Source organism: Spirillospora sp. NPDC048911 (assembly GCF_043198015.1).
Taxonomy (GTDB): Bacteria; Actinomycetota; Actinomycetes; order Streptosporangiales; family Streptosporangiaceae; genus Spirillospora.
In genome coordinates this window covers 907,743-925,473 of the sequence record NZ_JBICUD010000001.1, presented here as the reverse complement: position 1 = coordinate 925,473, position 17,731 = coordinate 907,743, and the positions used below count along the sequence as shown (strand labels likewise).

Sequence of the window (17,731 nt, the reverse complement as noted above, 5' to 3'; positions counted from 1 at the left end):
GGTGTGCATCAGCTCGGCGCGTTGGCGTGGGTTGGTCTCGGTGAAGAGTCTTTGGTGGATCTGCTGTGCTCGGGGCGGATGACGGTGGACTCGACTTCCAGTAGCACGACGATGTGATCGCCTGCGTGTATTTCTCGGTGCAGCGTGCAGCTCAGCCGCAGCGGTGAGCTGTTCAACCAGATCGCGTGGTCATTGGCCTGCGAATCGTCGGTGTCTTTGGCGGACAGTTGGCGCACGATGTCGCGGTGTTCGGTGGCGAGCACGCTGATACCGATCCGGTTGGCGGTCCGCAGGCGGGGCCAGATGGTGGAGGAGTCGGCGGTGCAGACGGAGACGAGCGGCGGCTGCGTTGATACGGACGTGAACGAACTGGCGACCAGTCCTACGGGTGGTGGTCGAGGAGCGCGCAGACGGTGGTGATGCCGCTCGGGAAGATCCCATAGGCACGCCCTAGCGTCAAGCCTGTGAGCGCCGCACCATGGAGAGGAGCCGAGTCCGGGCCGGTCATAGTGCCATCGGGTTCCCGGGAATACCGGAAGCCCGGTCCGGACAGCATGGGCAGCGCCGAGACCATGCGAGCGCAGTTCGACTCCCTGTTCACCGACTCCCGACGTCCACACGTGGACCTACAGGTGCTCCCGTTCGATCGCGGGCTGCACACCTACCGAGACTTCGTCGTCAACGAGGGCGTCTACTTCCATCCCGACGGGTAGGGCAGCGGCTGGCCCAAGACAGCACCGAACTTTCTAGCCGATCCGGCCGGCTCTGGGTCCTCGATCAACTGCTCACCAGCCCCAGCCTCGCCGACGCACTGGAAGGCACCAAATCCCTCAACCCACCTTGACCCACAACCACCACAACGGCCCCACCGCTGCGAATGCGCGTTCGCCGGACCGTTCGATCACGGGGGCATAGGTTGTGTGGGGTGAGCGGCTGGGCCGACGATATTGCCACCTGGGTCGAGGATCTGCGGCGCCGTAGGCCGGTGTTCCACTCAGAAGCCGACTTCCAGCATGCACTGGCGTGGTCAGCCCACCAGTCGAACCCGTTCCTACGTGTACGCCTGGAGACCAGACCCTCCCCAGGCATGCGCCTGGACCTGCTGCTGTCCAAGCCAAACATCGACGAACATCTAGCCCTGGAACTGAAGTACCTGACAGCCGCATGGACCGGAGTGGCCGAGAACGAGCGTTTCGCCTTGCTCAACCAGGCCGCGCAGGACATCCGAGCGTATGACGTAGTGAAAGACATACAGCGCGTCGAGCAGTTCGTCAGACGGCCACACTGGAGCGGTGCCGTCTTGGTCCTGACCAACGATCCTGGCTACTGGACCCGGCCATCGCACGGTCGAACGACGAACGCCCACGCATTCCGCATCTACGAGGGGCAGCGGATACACGGCAGACGATCCTGGGGACCCAACACCGGTCCAGGCATCATGAAGGGACGGCAGGCGGCCATCGAGGTCCACGGCGACTACACCTGCAGTTGGTCGGACTACTCATCCCTGCCCGGCCCCCGAGGACGATTCCGACTACCGAGCATCCCAGTCGCCGGCCACTCGAAGTAGGAGCACGCTCTGCGGCATGAGCGGACGTTGTTTCCCGGGCGACTGCGGTGGCGGTGCATTGAGAATCTCAAAAGGCTAGGCCAGCGAGTTCGTCGACCACGTACCGCAGCACGCGTCACGAATTCCCACAGTTCATCTCCGTCGATGGCGGCGACCTCTCCCCCGATCACAACCGGTTCAGCGCGTGGTGTGTTTGGTGGTGTGGTGTTTGATCGTGAGTTTGGCGGCCTGGCCATGGGCTCCGACGGCCCAGCAGGTGAGCTGGGGCAGGCAGTTGATGCCGAGCAGCTGGGTGCGGTCGAACAGGGTCCATGTGCGGCCGCCGTCGAAGCTCACATCGCTGCCGTTGAAGCCGACCACGACCGCGGCCTGTGCGGGCCCTGGAATCCAGGCCACGCCGGTCCGGGCCCCGGCTGGCGCGCCCCCACGTTGCCATGACCGGCCTGCGTCGAAGGTGCGGGCGACCGTGCTCTCATCAGCGGTCCCCGGCGGGAACGGGATGTTGCCGCCGACCGCCAGGCCGTGCCGGCGGTCGCGGAACGACAGGGAGAAGATGCCGAGCGGGTTACCGGGAATCGGGGTGGTGGCCGCCGTCCAGGTCCGTCCCTTGTCTGGGGTGTGGAACACCCGGCCGTTGGGGGTCGGGACGGGACTGGGCCCGAAGGAGGTCGCGGTCCCGAACCAGGCGTCATGTGGGCCCGCCGCCACCAGGCACGTGCCGTTCACCCCCAAGGTGAACTCGCCGTCCAGCGCCTGGGGAAGTCGGCGAGGCGGTGCCGGCCGCCAAGTGCGGCCGCCGTCGTGGGTGGCCAGGAGGCGGAACCTGCCATCGACCGGGTCACTGACCGCAAGGCCATGGCGGTGATCGAAGAACGCCATACAGGAGTAGGCCTCCCTCAGATCGCGGTTCTGGAACACCACCTGCCAGGTGACCCCGCCATCCGCGGTGCGATAGATCCGCGACCGATCCCCGCTAGTCGCGTCGCCAACGGCCAGCACAACGGCGTGGTCCCGGTCGAACGCCTCGACATCGCGGAGGAACTCGGCCTCCCCACCTGGTGGGGTGAGATCCTGCCAGGCCCGGCCACTGTCAAGGGTCCGCACGACAGTCCCAGGGGATCCCATGAACTGGCCCCCGGCGGCCCAGACCACCTCTCGGTCCACGACATCGACCGCCGAGAGGGTATTGGTCGTGGCCGTCGGCATGAATCGCCAGGCCACCGAGACCGCTGGCGCTGCTGGTCCCGCCACCGGTGCCGCAGAATCGGCAACAGCAGGAGCCGGGGCCGCACTGACAAGACCGAGCACACACGCACAATGCATGAACTTACGCGGAAAAGCACTCATGACAGTGACGCTACGCGCACAGTCTCCGACTGTCAGTAGGCAGTTGTAGGGCCCGTCCGAACCTGGCCACCGACCGAGACCTCCACAACATCCCCGCCAACCCCGGAAGCTAACTGGCCACCCAGCGAAGTCCCCGGCAACACCCATACCGGACCCAACAGATCACGGCTGCCCCAAAACCCTGACCAACGGCCTATCGGCGGCATGAGCGGATGTCGTCCGGCGGTGTCCCGCCCAAGCCGTGCCCCCTCTCGACACGTCATGTGTCACCTACGGCTTGGCCGACGAGGTGATCGGCGATCCGGCCGGGGCCGCGGAGTCCGACACCCCCGCGTAGTCGGGCAGCTCGACGCCGTTGATCGCGCGCCCGACCAGCTCGCTGAACCATTCGCCGGCGAAATCGGGGCCCGGCTCGGCGTCTGGCCCGGGGACCTCGCGGCTGCGGGCGTTCAACCGACCGATCTCCTGGTTGGCCTCGACGAACGAGCGCATCCGCGCCTCGTAGCGGGCGAACCCGGCGTCGGGGTCCCATCCGGCGGCGGCCAGTTCCCCGGCCAGCAGGTAGGCGCCGACCAGCGCCAGCCCGGTGCCCTGCCCCGACATCGGCGAGGAGCTGAACGCCGCGTCCCCCAGCAGCCCCACCCGTCCACTCGACCAGCGGTCCATCACCACCTGGGCGACCTGGTCGAGGTAGAAGTCCGGGGTGTCGTCCAGGTGCGCGAGGATGTCCGGGGTCAACCAGCCCAGGCCCGCCATCCGCTCACGCAGCAGGGCCTTCTGGGCCGCGACGTCACGGTAGTCGACGTCGAAGTCCGGCGAGGCGAGGTAGAACATGGCCATCGCCCGGGTGGCGTCCTGGATGGGCCGCAGGAGGGCAGAGCGCCCGGACTCCTGGTCCTGGTACTCGAGCAGCCAGCGGTCCAGCCCGAACTCGTTGGGCACACTGTAGAAGGCCAGCACGTGCCCAAGGTGGCGCAGGAACCGCTCATGCGGCCCGAAGACCATCGCTCGCAGCTCCGAGTGCAACCCGTCGGCCCCGACCACCAGGTCGAAGCGCCGTCGGTCGCCGCCCGCGAAGACCACGTCGACCCCGTCCGCGTCCTGGGTGAGCCCCGCGATCCGGTCGCCGAAGACGTACTCGACGCCGTCGCGGGTGTCGTCGTAGAGCACCTGGGCCAGGTCCCCGCGCAGGATCTCGATATCCGCGATGAACCCGTCGCCACCGTCGTCGTCGGCACGGAAGGTCTCCAGTACTTGCCCGTCCGCGTCCACGGTGTGCGCGCCGGCGGTGTCGGTGCACGCCGCGCGCACTGCCGCGTCCAGCCCCATGCGCCCGATCACCTCTTTGGCGACCCCGCGCGCGTCCACCGCCTGCCCGCCGGGACGCAGCGCAGGAGCCCGCTCCACCACGGTCACCTCGGCGCCCCACCGGCGCAGCCAGTGAGCCAGCGCGGGTCCCGCGATGCTCGCCCCCGCCACCAACACCCTGAGACCGCTCACCCGCGTCCCCTGCCCGCCAGTCCGGATGGTGTGCTCCTGCTTGGAGTCCTCGACGCTCATCACTGCCTCCATATGATCCCTCCCGCGCTGGACGTTCCCAGCACAGGCCCACCGCTGTCGGTGTCCAGCCGTATCGACCACGGATCCACACAAAACTCATCGGCACGACCGAAATCGCATCCACGCTCCGCAAACACCCTGAACTCGGCATGTCAGTGCGTTGATACACAGCAGGCGTGATCGACGCAACGCACCAGGGCCAGGCTGGGATGGTCGACAGGAGGCGCGGAGTATCTCTCTTGAGGCCGAGAGATACTCCCTCCAGCGGTTTTGGGACGCACGATTCCCGTTGAGGTGCAGCGCTCGCTGCTATCGGGTGGTTGAGGGGTTGCGGGTTTTGCGAGGGCTTCCAAGGCTGTTTCGTCGGCGTCGGGGAGGGCGTAGGTAGCGCTCGGTTGTTGAGATGGAGGCGTGGTCTAGGCGTTCCTTGACTACCTGGAGATCGGCGCCGCTGTTGAGGAGCCAGGAGGCGTGGGCGTGGCGTAGGTCGCGCATGGTGGGTCCGGAGTTGAGGCCGGCGACGGGCAGGGCGGGGTGCCAGATTCTGCGGCGGAACCAGTCGTTGGGGATGTGGCCGTCGGTCTCTCGGACGCGGCGGGGGCGAGGGTTGTCCTTGCCCTTCGCGCGGCGGGCGGCTCGGTAGAGGGTGAAGGCGCCTCGGCAGTAATCGCAGCGGCACCGGCCGGCGGCGAGACGCGCTGAGCGTGCCGTGGTTGTAGGTGCGGCCCTTCTCGTTCGGTTCCGTGCGGCCGAGGGTGGCTGGGTCTGGGATCTCGGTGATGCGGGCTCGGGGCTTGTCTTGAGGTGGCATCTGGAAGAGGAGGTCGTCTTGGGTGAGGTTCGCCGAGCTGATGTGGGCTTCTAGCTTCTCGGTGATCTGGGTGCTGAGTTTGAAGCGGCGGTACTCCTTGTCCTTCGGGTAGTCCTTGACTAGGAAGTGGCGGCCTTCCGGGTGAAACTTCGGGTTCAGCTCGACGACTGTGCGGTTGACGGTGAGGATGCGGGTTTTGTCACGCGGAGCTCGCTGAGTTCCCCCCAGCGGAGACCGCTCTCGATCTCGGTTTCGGCGAGGAGCCGGAAGGTTCCCTCGGGGAGTGCGTGGTAGACGTCGTCGAACTGCTCGGGCGTGATGATCTCGAGGGGCTTGCGGACGACCGGGGGCGTACATACTCCGCGGCAGGGGTGGATGAAGGTGACCTGGTCGTCCATCGCCGTGGTGAAGATGGCGCTGAGGATGATCTTCTGGTGCGGATGGTCACCGGCTTCATGCCCTGGTTCTTGAGCGCCATGACCCCGCGCGGACGTGCTCGGGGAGGATGTCGATCATTCGCATCGAGCCGAACGTCGGCATGATGTTTCTGTAGATCGCGTACGTGTAGCCCTCACGAGTGGTGGCTTCGATCTGGTGGTTCGGAGCCAGGTCTCCTCCACGTAGTCCTTGAAGCGTTGTCTGCCTCGGGCTGGATCGTCGGTTCGGCCTCTGGCTACCTCGACCTCTTGGCGTTGCCATGCTTTGTCGGCGTCCTTTTTATTGGAGTATGTACCGGCTGACCGCAGTCGACCTTTGATGTCGAGGTAGCAGGCCGTGTAGCGGTATTTTCCGTTGTCGCCCTTGTCTTTTCGAGTATCCCACGGCGAGTTCCTTCTTGATCATCAGTCCGTGATTTATCCGTGGTCGGGCCATCTTTGTCCGTGAATGGCTGGTGCCACCTTAGGCCGTCTATCTGGGATTTTAACTCGGATCGCCTTTACCTGCATGTCCCCGACATGGATGCTATTTGCGGTTCGGGACGAAGGGGTCGTGGGTTCAGATTCCGCCACCCCGACAGGTTGACGCAGGTGAGAAGAGGTTCGGAATTACTTCGGGCCTTTTTCTGAGGCTGGGGGAATTCGCTGGATTCTGTATTTCGACGTGGACGATTGGGTGGCGGATGATCTCCGACAGGCAGGGGTCGGGGTCTGTTGGAGTGAGGCGGTCGGGAACTTGGGTAGTGATCTGAACCGTTCGCTTATAGCCTGTATGAGGACCCTCAGCGTTGGGGAGCGGCCATGGATCGGCAGGGGCTTAGAGATCTGCAGGCACCGTTGAAGGCTCGCTACCGGGAGGATCCGGAGACGGCGGTGGTGACGCTGCAGGCACAGGGGACGCTGGGTGAGGGCATTACTTGTTCGGTGGAGACCGGACGCGCGCTCGCGAGGGCGGGCCTGCATCCGGCCACTGGTGGTGATGGCTTGTCTCTGTGCTCGGGCGACATGTTGCTGCAAGCGCTGGCCGCCTGCGCCGGGGTGACGCTGGGGTCGGTCGCCACGGCACTGGAGGTCGACCTGCGGGGCGGCACGGTCAGGGCGGAGGGCGATCTCGACTTCCGGGGCACACTGGCCGTCGACAGGGACGCTCCTGTGGGGTTCCGCGAGATCCGGCTGACGTTCGAGCTGGACACCGACGCCCCTCAAGCCCAGCTCGCCAAGCTGATCGAGTTGACTGAGCGCTACTGCGTGGTCCTGCAGACCATCACCGGATCGGCGCGTCTGTCGGTCGACTACTCTGCCTGAACTGCGAAGCATCCCGGCACATGGCTGGGGGTGGTCGCGGGGCTGATGTCCTACGCGTGGGTGAGCTCATCACTAGGGCTTGGTCATGTTTGTCGGGGGCGATCAGGCTCAAGCCGTCAACGGTGTGCGCCACAGGGGGGTCATCTCGGTGCTGGCCAGGCGCCAGCCGAGCGGGGTGCGTACGGCGGTGAAGGACGCACGCAGCCCGGTGGCGAGGAACGGACCTTCGTCAGGACGGTAGAAGTACACGACCGTGTTGGCGGTGACGTTCGCCTGGTCGCCGTCCACGTCTATGAGTACGTCGGAGGTGACGTGCTGGGTGCGTTGGGCGTCGGTGCTGTGGCTGCGCACGTGGGCGATCAGCTCGTCGAGGCCGTGCACGGTGCCGCGTGGGCTGCGCGCGACTGTGTCGGTGGTGTAGAGGCGGTCTAGGTCGGCGTAGCGGCGGTCGTCCTGCCAGCTGAGCCGGTGGTCGTCCAGCCAGTGGTTCAGGCGGCTCAGCAAGTCGGCGATCTCGGTGCGGTCCGCCAAGTGCGCCGGTTCGGACATCAGGCCTCGCTTCATTGGCTCCGCCAATATTGGATGGGCCAACAGTAGCAGTGGTGCCCTTGTCCGGGTGGCAATAGGCTTCCCCGCATGCGGATGCTGCATCTTGGGCTGCGGGTCACTGACCTGGGGCGTTCCCTTGCTTTCTATACCGCGCTTGGCTACGTCGAGCTTGGCCGGGTTCCCGAGACGGACTTCGGCAGCCTGACCATGCTCCAGTTGCCCGACGATCCGTTCGTCAGCCTGGAGCTTGTGCACGATCCCGCGAGACCGGTCAAGGACACCGGTGCGGTCAATCATCTCGTGGTGCAGACGGACGATCTGGATGCCACGATCGTCGATCTCGCTGCCAGAGGCGTCACGGCCGAGCCGCCGGCGGAGTTGGGGCCGGGGATGCGGACGTCATGGCTGACCGACCCCGACGGCTACAGGATCGAGCTCGTGCAGTGGCCGCCCGGCCATCCGGCCGGCATGACGGCGGCCGACTTCGCCTGAGGCGCTTCCGCGTCTGTCGTTGCAACGGGCGGGCTGACCATCGCCTCGTTATCGTCGCTGGTCGTGGGCGGGTTACGACCGATCAGTTTCGGAGAAGCCTCGGTCGCGGGAGGTTCCTGGATGAGTGTCGTTCCCAGGAAGAACCCGCAGGGGAGGAAATCCACAATGGCTGACACGAGGAAGTCTTCCAAGCGCACCGACGAGGCTGTCGAGGGATTCACCGACGAAGAGCGGGCCGCGATGAAGGAGCGCGCCAAGGAGGTGAAGGCGGCTCGCAAGGGTTCGCGCTCGTCCAAGGCGGACAAGGAAGGTGAGGTTCCCGCGAAGATCGCCGAGATGCCGGATCACGACCGCGTCATGGCCGAGAAGCTGCACGCCATCATCAAGGCCAACGCTCCGGAACTCTCGTCGCGGCTCTGGTACGGAATGCCCGCGTACGCCAAGGACGGCAAGGTCCTTTGCTTCTTCCAGGGCTCGGAGAAGTTCAAGACCAGATACTCGATGTTCGGTTTCAACGACAACGCGAGCCTCGACGACGGCAACATGTGGCCGACCGCGTACGCTCTGGAAGAGCTGACGGCTGAGGACGAGAAGAGGTTCGGCGAGCTTATTAAGAAAGCGGTCCGCTAGAAGAATGCGAGCAGGGTGGCTGCCAGGACGAGGCCTAGATATCCCGGCCAATAGACCAGCTTGGGCAGCAGGTTGCCGCCCCAGGTGAGGGCGCGTATCCGAATCTTGGCGGTCAGCAGCATCGCATTAAGCCCGACCATCAGGATCATCAGATAGAGGGCGTACGAGAAGTACTCCAGGTACACCACCCCCTTCGCGTCGGTCGCCTCGCGGATCGCGTTCTGGTCGAAGACGATCACCAGCAGCATGCCGACCGCGAAGCTCATCACCTGGAACGTCGTGAAGCCGACGATCTCGCGGCGCTCCTCGTCGACGGTGATCAGGAACATCGCCGAGAACACGATCAGGGCGATGAACAACCAGCGGATGAGCGGCCCGTAGAGCGGTCCTCGCGGGTCGCGCTTGAGCCCGAGATTGAAATAGAGCTCTGGCGTGTTGTTGCTGATCCCCGTTGGTTTCGTGAAACCGAAGTTGGTGGAGTACGGATTGTTGAGGTAGCTGTACGCAGTGAAGTCCGGGTTCCATTCGCCGTAGACCATCTTCGAGTCCAGCGCCGTCATATCGCGGATCTTCCACGGCGGATACCCGGCGAAGTCAGGGGTGAGCACCACCCGCTGCTGAAAGTCCATGCCCCACATGCGCAGCCAGACGTTCTGTTTGTCCAGCGGGTAACTGCCATAGTCGAACAGCTGGCGGAACTCGGTGTTGAAGTACCACCCCATCAGCTTGTGGTCGCCCTCGTCGTGTTCGTAAACGAGCTTTTCGGTGGCGGCGTAGGAGTCGCCGGCCTCCGGGAAGACGACGCCGGGCTTGACCCGGAGGTCACGGGGAATTCGCTGCCAGACATAGCCGGATACCTTGACGTTGCTGGCGCCATTGAACTCCACCGCCTGGATGAAGATCCCGGTCGGCACTTTGGTGTACCCGGCGCCATGCTGCGGCAGGTACTCGGTGAGGTAACGCTCGGTGGCCTTGTCGTTGGTCACCATGCTGCCGACCGTGCTCTGCTCGGCCCCCTTGCCATAGACCATGACCTATGCCATCGCGATGCCAGGCACAGCAGCGAGGTGAACGCGCTCACCAGGCCGAGGCGCACGCGGATGCGGCGGCTGTCCGGCCGGTCCAGGGGTCTCAGAATCTCCAGGGCCAGCAGAGTCAGGAAGACGATGGTCGCGAACGTGAGGGAAGAGAAGAAATGAGGGTCGTCGTAGTTCAGTGTCGAACCGGCGCGAAGGTACTCGAACAGCGACCACACCAGCCAGGCAGTCGCCGGTACCAGCAGGATGCGCACCGCCAACTTGAAACGGCGGGCGTAGCGCTCAGTGGTTACAGCGCTCAGCGGATCGCCGTCCCAGCCAGGCTTGCCCGCTGCGCCTCCATACTTTCGGTAGTTGTGTCGATACCTGAAGTAGTGCTTGGCTAGACCTGATGTTGGACGTCCCGTTGCAAGCTGTTGACACCGCGTCCCAGGGATTGCAGCCGGTGGTCATGGTGGTGCGACCATGTCGCCTGAGCGGTCCTGCGGCTAAGACGGCTTAGGGCGTCCAAGGCGGTCTAAGGCGGTCTAAGGCGCCCAGATAGGGCGTCGTCCCGATGTGCGAGGTGGGGCCTTAGCGCGAATCTTTAGATGTCGGGCCGAACGGGTCGGCCGGACAGAACCAAGGAGATCGCGATGATGCACCACGACGTCACCAAGGCCGTCGCCGCCGACCGCGTACGCCGGCTGCGTGCCGAGGCCAAGGCCGACCGCCGCGCCGCCAAGGCCCGCAAGCGGTGACCGCCCGGCACCGGCGGCCGTCACCCAAGCCGCCGCCCGGCTGTCGTACTACCAGGAGACCCTCGCCACACCGTGGCGGGGGTCTTTCACATTGGTGGAGCCACATGCCACATGGCCTTGCCAGAGGTGTTGCTGGGCGTATGAACGCCAAGGGCGCCAGCGGTCGGGAGCGTCTCCGGACAGGAAGATGTCAGGGTCTCCTAGGACGCGCATACGGATGAGGGGCACGATCCGGGGGTCGGTCCCGGCGAATTGCTTTTCCAGGTGGTCTCGGTCGCTGCCCACGTCGATGTCGTTCTCGGCCAAGGCGCGGGTGAGGCTACGCAGGTTGCGGATTGCTGGGGGCTTGTAGCCGAGGGCCTCGAGGTCGTGGGACGTAAGGGCGATGAGGGTTTGCGGGGCGGGGAACGTGTGGGTGATGGTTCCGAGGGGCCCGGCGAGCGAGTGGCCGTAGGCGCGGATCAGTGGGGTGACGTCGTCGAGGACGGTGCGTACGGCCAGTTCGGTCGCGTCGGGGTTCCCGGGTATGCGCAGGCCCGGTGCGGCGGCGACCAGCGGGGCGAGGTACGGGTCGTTCCCGAGCACTCGGTCGATCGTGCTCTGGTCGGCGTCCAGGTCGAGGATTCGGCGGCAACGCTGGACTGCCGCGGTCAGGTCGCGTAGATCGGCCAGCCGAAGCTCGCTTCGGACGTGGCCGGCGGCGGGCGTCAAGGCGATGATCCCGGGGCCGTGCGGCAGCGACAGGGAGCGGCGGTACGTCCGACCGTCGTACTCCTCGATTCCAGGGGCGGGGCGCTTGCCGAGGAACGCCAGGAGCGCGGCGGCGTCGAACGGCGGGCGGTACTCCAGGCGAAGGACGATCGCACCGGGAGCGGCGATGGCGGTACGGGACGCGCGCAGCCTGGTCGGGGTTGTCCCGAAGACCTCTCTGATCGTCGCGTTGAACTGCCGGATGCTGGCGAATCCGGCGGCGAACGCGACGTCGCTGACGGGCAGATCGGTCGACTCCAGCAACGTCCGGGCCGTCTGGGCACGCTGGGCCCGGGCCAGCGCCTGCGGGCCCGCGCCGACGTCGGTGAGAAGACGGCGGTTGAGGTGCCGTTCGGAGTACCCGAGCCGGGTGGCGAGCCCGGAGACGCCCTCGCGATCGATCACGCCGTCCGCGATCAGCCGCATCGCGCGGGCGACGAGGTCGAAGCGGTGGTTCCACTCCGGGGAGCCGGGGGCCGCGTCGGGGCGGCACCGCTTGCACGCCCGGAAGCCTCCGGCCTGCGCGGCGGCGACGGTCGAGAAGACGCGGATGTTCTCCCGCTTGGGCATCACGGCGGGACAACTCGGACGGCAGTAGATGCCGGTCGTCACGACGGCGACGAAGAACCAGCCGTCAAAGCGCTGGTCGCGGCTCTCCATCGCCGCGTACACATCCTCGTCGTCGATCACGTTCCCCACTCTGACATGGGCGGACGCTGGGCCACCGGCGGCGATCGGACATTGAGGGACGGACGGGGGCCGGACCCCGACGGACGGGGGCGGGCCCCGACGGACGGGGGCGGGCCCCGACGGACGGGGGCGGGCCCCGACGGACGAATGTGCGCCGGGCATGACGGGCGGATGTCCGCCAGCGATGGACGAACGTCCGCCGGTCCTTGACGTGCGAACGTCCACCGGGCGTGGACGAGGGCCGATCACCGCCAGCGGCGGAGAGCCGCGGGCGCGACGGTGATCCGCATGGCTATCGGTTCTTCGGTATCGGGGTATCGCGGGGCGCTCAGGGGACGGGACTTCCGGCTCTTGTGGCTCGGTTCCTCGGTGTCGCTCGTCGGCGACGGAATGACGTTCATCGCTCTCACCTGGCTGGTGCTGTCCCGGCCCGGAGGCGTGCAGCAACTCGGATTGCTGACGGTGTGCTTCACGCTGCCGGTCGTCGCGGGCGGGGTGCTGGTCGGGCCCCTCTTGGATCGCTTCGACAAGCGCTATGTGCTGGCCGCCGACAGTGTGCTCCGTGGTCTCGCGGTGGCCTCCGTACCCGCCGCCAGTGTTTTGGGGTCTGTTCCGGTGGCGCTGCCGTTCGTCGTCGCCGCGTTCCATGGACTGCTGAAGATGGTGCCGCTGGCGGGCTTCCCGGCTGCGATCCCCGACCTGGTGAACGCCGAGGACCGGGACGCCGCCAACGCCCTGGAGATGATCGGCTTCGGAATCACGGGGATGGCCGGCCCCGCGCTCGGCGGGCTCCTGGTCGCGCACGTCGGGGCCGAGGGCGTCCTCGCTCTGGACGCCGCCTCGTACGCGGTGTTCGCCGTGACCGCGCTCGCCGTACGCCGTCCGCCGGCCCCCGAACGGCCGACGATCACCGCCACGGCGGACGCGCCGCGGCCGTTGCTGCGCGACAGGGTTCTGATCGTGACCACGGTCGCGTTCATGGCGTTCAACATCGCCGAGGGGATGTTGCTCGTGATCGGCCCCTGGCTGGCCAAGTTCGAGCTCGTGCCGAGCGGGCCGCAGACCTTGGGCCTGCTTTTCGCCGCGCTCTCGGTCGGAGAACTCGGGGGCGCGCTCGCGGCCGGTGCCGTGCGTCCGCGCAGCAGGCCGTTGAACGCGATCGCCGCCGTGCAACTCACAGCGGCGGCAGGGTTTCTCGGCCTCCTCGCAACGCCCTCCGCGTTCGGGGTGGCCGCCGGATTCTTCGTCATCGGACTGTTCAGCGCGCCGATGACGGTGTGGGCGCAAACGGTGCGAATGGAACGGATCCCGGCGCACCAGCGCGGCCGCGCGTTCGCCGCCCTCCGCACGCTGATGCAGGCCACTCCGCCGATCGGAGCCGTCCTGGCCGCGCCCCTGCTGAAGGCCGAACTCGTGGGCACGTCCGCGTTCGCCATGGCGCTGCTAGCGGGATTTCCCGCGCTGATGCTGCCACAACGCCCACGCCCACGGCCGCGCCACCCGTAGCGCCGCGGTGGTCGCGAGCCCAGTGAGTTCGCGGACCCGCTTGCGGCTGAGGCCGCGGCGACTGTGGCGGCGACCGCAGCTGCGTCGCGGCTGAGGCCGCGGCGACCGTAGCGGCGGGGGGCGAGCTGCGGTCGCCGATCGCTGCGACCGCCGCGACGCTTGCCGTCGCGGTCGTGGAGAGGCTGGCGAAGTGGCTGCAGTCGCAGGTCGCGGGGGCGGTTATTGCGGCGTTCCAGTCGGAGCGGGCGATGTGTGGTGGCGGTCGGCTGGCGGATCACCTAGCGCTTGCTTTGGTGAATGGGTAACCTCCTGTGCAGATCCGGCTTTGGAAATCTCCAGCTGCGAAGGCAGGTGCCATGAGCCGCCTGGTTCTCACCGACGCCAACCTGATCGACGGGTTGAACCCACCGCGCCCCGGCAGCACCGTGGTGGTCGAGAACGGACGCATCACCAAAGTGGCCCCGGGGCCGGTGGCCTCGGACACCGTGGCCCCGGCGGGCGACGACCAGGTCATCGGCCTGGACGGGCGCACGATCATGCCGGGGATGGTGCTCTGCCACTACCACTCCACGTATGACAACCTCGGGCCCTCGCCCGTCCCCATCGGGCTCGACCACGCCCCGCCCTACCAAGCCCTCATCGCCGCACGGAACCTGCGCACCGCCCTGGAATGCGGCTTCACCAGCGTGGTCAGCGCCGGTGCGGCCAACGATGTCGACGCCTCCCTCCACCGGGCCATCCGCGACGGCCTCGTCGAGGGGCCGCGCTTCCTGCCGGGCAGCCGGGAGATCAGCACGACGGGGTTCGGCAACGACATGACGCCGTACCACTGGGACCTGCGGGCGCTGGGCGGCATGCGCACGTGCGACGGGGCCGACGAGTTCCGCAAGGGCATCCGGGAGGAGATCAAGCGGGGCGCGAAGGTCATCAAGCTGTTCGTCACCGGCGGGCACGGGGTCGTGCGGTCCAAGGACTTCGAGGAGATGAGCCGCGAGGAGCTGGCGGCCGCCATCGAGACCGGTCATGGACGGGGCGTGCTGGTCCGGGGGCACATCGTCGGCAAGCAGGCCATCCTCGCGGCGGTCCGGCTGGGCATCGACATCGTCGACCACGGCGACGACATGGACGAGGAGTGCGTCGAACTGCTGGCCGAGTCGGGCACGTCGGTCGCGCCGAGCATCCACTTCACCGAGGTGATGCGTGACGTGGTGCCCGGCTGGGGTTCGATCGCCTCGCGCGTCCATCTGGGCGAGGGACGCCCGTACGAGATGCTCACCCACGCCGACAAGGCCGGCGTCAACCTGGTGATCGGCGACGACTACGGCGCCCAGGGCCTGCCGCACGGCTCGTACGCCAAGGAGCTCGAGACGTACGTGACCAAGGCCGGCATCGCGCCGATCGACGTGCTGCGCTGGGCGACCGTCAACGGCGCCAGGCTGATGCGCCGGGAGCACGACCTCGGCACGGTCGAGCCCGGCAAGATCGCCGATCTCCTCGTGGTGGACGGTGACCCGGCGACCGACATCACGGTGCTCCAGAACACGTCCGCGATCACCGTCATGACCGGCGGACGGCTTCGCTCCGGCACGCTCTGAGCCTGGCTCGGAACCCTCAAGCCCTTGCGGGCAAGGGGTTTCCGTCACTTGCATAGAACACCACGAACTCGCTCGGTTAAATTTGGCAAAACTTTGTTATAGGCCGTCAGTTAGTGCCACGGTGACGCACCACGACCCGTACGATCACCTCCAAATCCACTGGACACGGACATTTTCTGCGGACAGGACGGTGCACCGCCATGACCACCGGCGACATCTCGGCGGCCTCCGAGCGGATCGACATGACCCGGCCGCACTCTTCGCGAGTGTGGGACTACTGGCTCGGCGGCAAGGACAACTTCGAGGTCGACCGCGAGCTCGGCGAGCAGATCGCCGGGATGTTCCCGCACGTGGTGGCGACCGCGCGCGGCGACCGGGAGTTCATGCACCGCTCCACCCGGTTCCTGGCGGCCGAGGCGGGCATCGACCAGTTCCTCGACATCGGCACCGGGCTGCCGACTCCGCCGAACGTGCACCAGGTCGCGCAGGAGGTGACCCCAGAAGCCCGGGTGGTGTACGTCGACAACGACCCGATCGTGCTCGTCCACGCCCGTGCGCTGCTCACCTCGACGTCGGAAGGCTCCTGCGACTACCTGGACGCGGACATGCGCGAGCCGGGCCACATCCTGCGGGAGGCGCGCAAGACGCTCGACTTCGACCGTCCGGTCGCCATCATGCTGATGAGCGTCCTGCACTTCGTGGCCGACATCGAAGACGTGGTGGCGATACTGGGACGCCTGCTGGCCGCCGTTCCCTCGGGCAGTTACCTGGCTCTGACGCACACCACCGACGAAATCGGCGGCCCGGCGGTCAAGACGGCCTTCGAAATGTGGAACGCGACGGCACATCCCAAGTCCCAGCCGCGCACCCGCTCAGAAGTCATCACTCTCTTCGACGGCCTCGAACTGCTCGACCCCGGCGTGGTCTCACCGCCGCTCTGGCGGCCGCGGCTGGACCTCGAAACCGCGCCCGAAGAAGTGCCTCTGTGGGCCGGGGTCGCCCGCAAACCCTGACCTCGCCTCCGCCATCCGCTCCGACTTCGGATTCGGCTCTGAGTTCGGTCAGCGGGCGGTCCGGCGGTAAATGACGACGCCGCCGCCTCGTTCGACGACGCGATAGCCCAGTCGCGGCAGTCTGCCGATCGTTTCGAGGTCCGTTCGTGACGGCTTGGGGAATGGACGCGACGAGGCGACGGCGACCCATTCGGGCAGCGGCCAGGACGGGCTGGGAAGCACCAGCCGGAACACCCTGCAGCGATGGGTGAGCTGAGGCGCGAGACGGTTGGACGTGGCCACGTTCGCTCCGTCCGGAATCGCAGCGAGGACTTTGCGCGCAGGCTCGAAGCGTTCCCTCCCCTGCCAGTCAACAGGATGAACAAGCCGCGTTAGCGGCTGATCTCCGAGCGCGGTGATGGTGAGCGCAAACGCAAGGATCGCCATGGGCGCTACCTGCCGCGTGACCTGAGCCTCGGCCGCCCCGACAGCTCCGTCAGCCCCCACCGCTCTGCCAGCCCTGACAACTCTGCCCACCCCGGCGAGACCACCCGCTCGGTTCACCTTGGCGAGCCCGCCCGCTCTGCCCACTCCGGCAAGCCCGGCCGCTCGGCTCACCTTGGCAAGCTCGCCCGCTCCGCTAGCGCCCGCAGGCCCACCCGCCGGGCCCGCCTTGGCGAGCTCACCCGCTCCGCCGGCCCCCGCAAGCCCGCTGGCTTCGGTGACTCTGGCGGCCCTACCGGCGCGTGCTCTCCGCAACCCGTCGACCGCCGCTACGAAGACGATGGGCATGAGCACCGCGCTGTAGTGAAACCCCGTCCCCCAGTACGCCGGAGTACCCGACCAAAAGCGTGCGGCGATATACGGAACGGCGATCAAAATCAGTGGGGATCTCAGGGCGAACAACAAGGTCGGGGCGACGAGTGCCAGCAGGGTCCATCCCTTCACGTCCACCGGGCTGAAGAGGATGAGCAGCGGATTGGCCGTGTCCGGCGCGGCCTGCTTGGCGTACGGGTAGACGTGCCCGGGGCTGAAGGCCGGAATGATGACGAAGACGGTCACGACGCCCGCGACGATCGCCACCGTGACGATGAGCGCACCAAGCCGGCGACGTTTACCCAGGCAGAAGAGATAACCGCCGATCGCCGCCACGAGAAGCGCCTGGTCCTCCTTCACGAGTAGCAAGGGCAGGGCCCAGCGGGCCGCGGCCGACCAGCGCCGGTACGCCAGGAGTTCCACGCTGCGCGCGACCAACGGCACCGCGAACGCGATTTCGTGGAAGTCGAACGCCGCCGCCTGCTGGATCCCCCACGACAGGCCGTACCCGAAGCCGAAGCAGCTGCCGGCGCGGCCGCCGAGAAGGTTCGTGGCGAGCCGTGTCACCGGCACCGCCGACCACGCCAGCAGAAGCGCCTGCGCGATCAGCAGCGTGATCGGCCCTGGAAAGAGCCGGTAGAACGGCGCCAGCAGGACGAGAACAGGATGGAAATGGTCGCCGAGCACATTGAACCCGGGGCCCTTGAGCTCGGCGACCGGAACCCTCAGATGCGCGTACGCGCGTACCGCCTGCTCGAAGATGCCGAGGTCGTATCCCGCCGTCCGCATCGAATGATGCCGATTCACCGCCATTGCCGAATAGGCGGCGAAGAACGTCGCCGCCACCGTCCAAGCGGCAAGATCGCGCCGTGGAGAATGCATGGCGCACAGATTCGCGACCGCA

At 67.0% G+C, this 17,731-nt stretch carries 19 protein-coding genes; 8 read left to right on the top strand and 11 right to left on the bottom strand.

Annotated features, from left to right (window positions below; all coding sequences use genetic code 11):
• Positions 1-8 precede the first annotated feature (8 nt).
• Entirely contained in the window at positions 9-620 is a 612-nt protein-coding gene (locus tag ACGFNU_RS04405) for a flavin reductase family protein (RefSeq protein ID WP_392590082.1), read from the bottom strand.
• Between ACGFNU_RS04405 and ACGFNU_RS04400 the strand changes: the two genes are divergently transcribed.
• Together ACGFNU_RS04400 and ACGFNU_RS04395 are read left to right on the top strand one after the other, a co-directional pair.
• Positions 555-713, top strand: a complete 159-nt coding sequence (locus ACGFNU_RS04400) for a Scr1 family TA system antitoxin-like transcriptional regulator (protein ID WP_392590080.1) — start codon at positions 555-557, stop codon at positions 711-713. The genes ACGFNU_RS04405 and ACGFNU_RS04400 overlap by 66 nt on opposite strands.
• A 212-nt stretch (positions 714-925) precedes the next feature.
• Complete coding sequence (locus ACGFNU_RS04395; protein ID WP_392590078.1) at positions 926-1,570, top strand: hypothetical protein; 645 nt, start codon at positions 926-928, stop codon at positions 1,568-1,570.
• Between the two features lie 177 nt (positions 1,571-1,747).
• On the opposite strand, the gene ACGFNU_RS04390 is transcribed toward ACGFNU_RS04395, so the two are convergent.
• The 5 genes from ACGFNU_RS04390 to ACGFNU_RS04370 form a co-directional block, all read right to left on the bottom strand.
• Positions 1,748-2,674 (bottom strand): WD40/YVTN/BNR-like repeat-containing protein, encoded by a 927-nt coding sequence (locus ACGFNU_RS04390; RefSeq protein ID WP_392590076.1) that lies wholly within the window; start codon positions 2,672-2,674, stop codon positions 1,748-1,750.
• Positions 2,675-3,187: 513 nt separating this feature from the next.
• On the bottom strand, positions 3,188-4,477 hold the full coding sequence (locus ACGFNU_RS04385; protein WP_392590074.1) for an FAD-dependent monooxygenase: 1,290 nt from the start codon (positions 4,475-4,477) through the stop codon (positions 3,188-3,190).
• A 309-nt stretch (positions 4,478-4,786) separates the two neighbouring features.
• The gene (locus tag ACGFNU_RS04380; protein WP_392590072.1) at positions 4,787-4,972 is read right to left on the bottom strand and encodes a tyrosine-type recombinase/integrase; all 186 of its coding nucleotides are present in this window, start codon (positions 4,970-4,972) and stop codon (positions 4,787-4,789) included.
• A gap of 471 nt (positions 4,973-5,443) precedes the next feature.
• Positions 5,444-5,686, bottom strand: a complete 243-nt coding sequence (locus tag ACGFNU_RS04375) for a hypothetical protein (RefSeq protein ID WP_392590070.1) — start codon at positions 5,684-5,686, stop codon at positions 5,444-5,446.
• Between the two features lie 55 nt (positions 5,687-5,741).
• Positions 5,742-5,987 (bottom strand): hypothetical protein, encoded by a 246-nt coding sequence (locus tag ACGFNU_RS04370; RefSeq protein WP_392590068.1) that lies wholly within the window; start codon positions 5,985-5,987, stop codon positions 5,742-5,744.
• Between the two features lie 539 nt (positions 5,988-6,526).
• Here ACGFNU_RS04370 and ACGFNU_RS04365 point away from each other — a divergent pair.
• Positions 6,527-7,030: an OsmC family protein gene (locus ACGFNU_RS04365; protein WP_392590066.1), complete on the top strand. Its 504-nt coding sequence runs from the start codon at positions 6,527-6,529 to the stop codon at positions 7,028-7,030.
• A gap of 108 nt (positions 7,031-7,138) precedes the next feature.
• Here the strand turns inward: ACGFNU_RS04365 and ACGFNU_RS04360 are convergent, their stop codons facing one another.
• Entirely contained in the window at positions 7,139-7,579 is a 441-nt protein-coding gene (locus ACGFNU_RS04360; RefSeq protein ID WP_392590064.1) for a nuclear transport factor 2 family protein, read from the bottom strand.
• An 87-nt stretch (positions 7,580-7,666) separates the two neighbouring features.
• Between ACGFNU_RS04360 and ACGFNU_RS04355 the strand changes: the two genes are divergently transcribed.
• A complete protein-coding gene (locus tag ACGFNU_RS04355) occupies positions 7,667-8,071 on the top strand; it encodes a VOC family protein (protein ID WP_392590062.1) in 405 nt (134 codons plus the stop codon).
• 120 nt (positions 8,072-8,191) lie between these two features.
• Positions 8,192-8,701, top strand: coding sequence for an iron chaperone (locus tag ACGFNU_RS04350; protein WP_392590060.1), 510 nt, complete (start codon positions 8,192-8,194; stop codon positions 8,699-8,701).
• Here ACGFNU_RS04350 and ACGFNU_RS04345 read toward each other — a convergent pair.
• The 3 genes from ACGFNU_RS04345 to ACGFNU_RS04335 form a co-directional block, all read right to left on the bottom strand.
• The gene (locus ACGFNU_RS04345) at positions 8,698-9,690 is read right to left on the bottom strand and encodes a hypothetical protein (RefSeq protein WP_392590058.1); all 993 of its coding nucleotides are present in this window, start codon (positions 9,688-9,690) and stop codon (positions 8,698-8,700) included. The genes ACGFNU_RS04350 and ACGFNU_RS04345 overlap by 4 nt on opposite strands.
• Positions 9,684-9,992, bottom strand: coding sequence for a hypothetical protein (locus ACGFNU_RS04340; protein WP_392590056.1), 309 nt, complete (start codon positions 9,990-9,992; stop codon positions 9,684-9,686). Before ACGFNU_RS04340 ends, ACGFNU_RS04345 begins: the two co-directional genes overlap by 7 nt.
• A gap of 534 nt (positions 9,993-10,526) precedes the next feature.
• Positions 10,527-11,918 carry a DNA-3-methyladenine glycosylase 2 family protein gene (locus ACGFNU_RS04335; protein WP_392590054.1) on the bottom strand — a complete coding sequence of 464 codons (1,392 nt, stop codon included), beginning with the start codon at positions 11,916-11,918 and terminating at the stop codon, positions 10,527-10,529.
• 288 nt (positions 11,919-12,206) lie between these two features.
• Here ACGFNU_RS04335 and ACGFNU_RS04330 point away from each other — a divergent pair, with 288 nt between their 5' ends.
• The 3 genes from ACGFNU_RS04330 (at position 12,207) to ACGFNU_RS04320 (ending at position 16,032) form a co-directional block, all read left to right on the top strand.
• On the top strand, positions 12,207-13,424 hold the full coding sequence (locus ACGFNU_RS04330) for an MFS transporter (RefSeq protein WP_392590052.1): 1,218 nt from the start codon (positions 12,207-12,209) through the stop codon (positions 13,422-13,424).
• Between the two features lie 356 nt (positions 13,425-13,780).
• Positions 13,781-15,019: an amidohydrolase family protein gene (locus ACGFNU_RS04325; RefSeq protein ID WP_392590050.1), complete on the top strand. Its 1,239-nt coding sequence runs from the start codon at positions 13,781-13,783 to the stop codon at positions 15,017-15,019.
• A gap of 200 nt (positions 15,020-15,219) precedes the next feature.
• On the top strand, positions 15,220-16,032 hold the full coding sequence (locus tag ACGFNU_RS04320; protein ID WP_392590048.1) for an SAM-dependent methyltransferase: 813 nt from the start codon (positions 15,220-15,222) through the stop codon (positions 16,030-16,032).
• Positions 16,033-16,080: 48 nt separating this feature from the next.
• On the opposite strand, the gene ACGFNU_RS04315 is transcribed toward ACGFNU_RS04320, so the two are convergent.
• Complete coding sequence (locus tag ACGFNU_RS04315; protein WP_392590046.1) at positions 16,081-17,709, bottom strand: DUF2079 domain-containing protein; 1,629 nt, start codon at positions 17,707-17,709, stop codon at positions 16,081-16,083.
• Between the last annotated feature and the right edge of the window lie 22 nt (positions 17,710-17,731).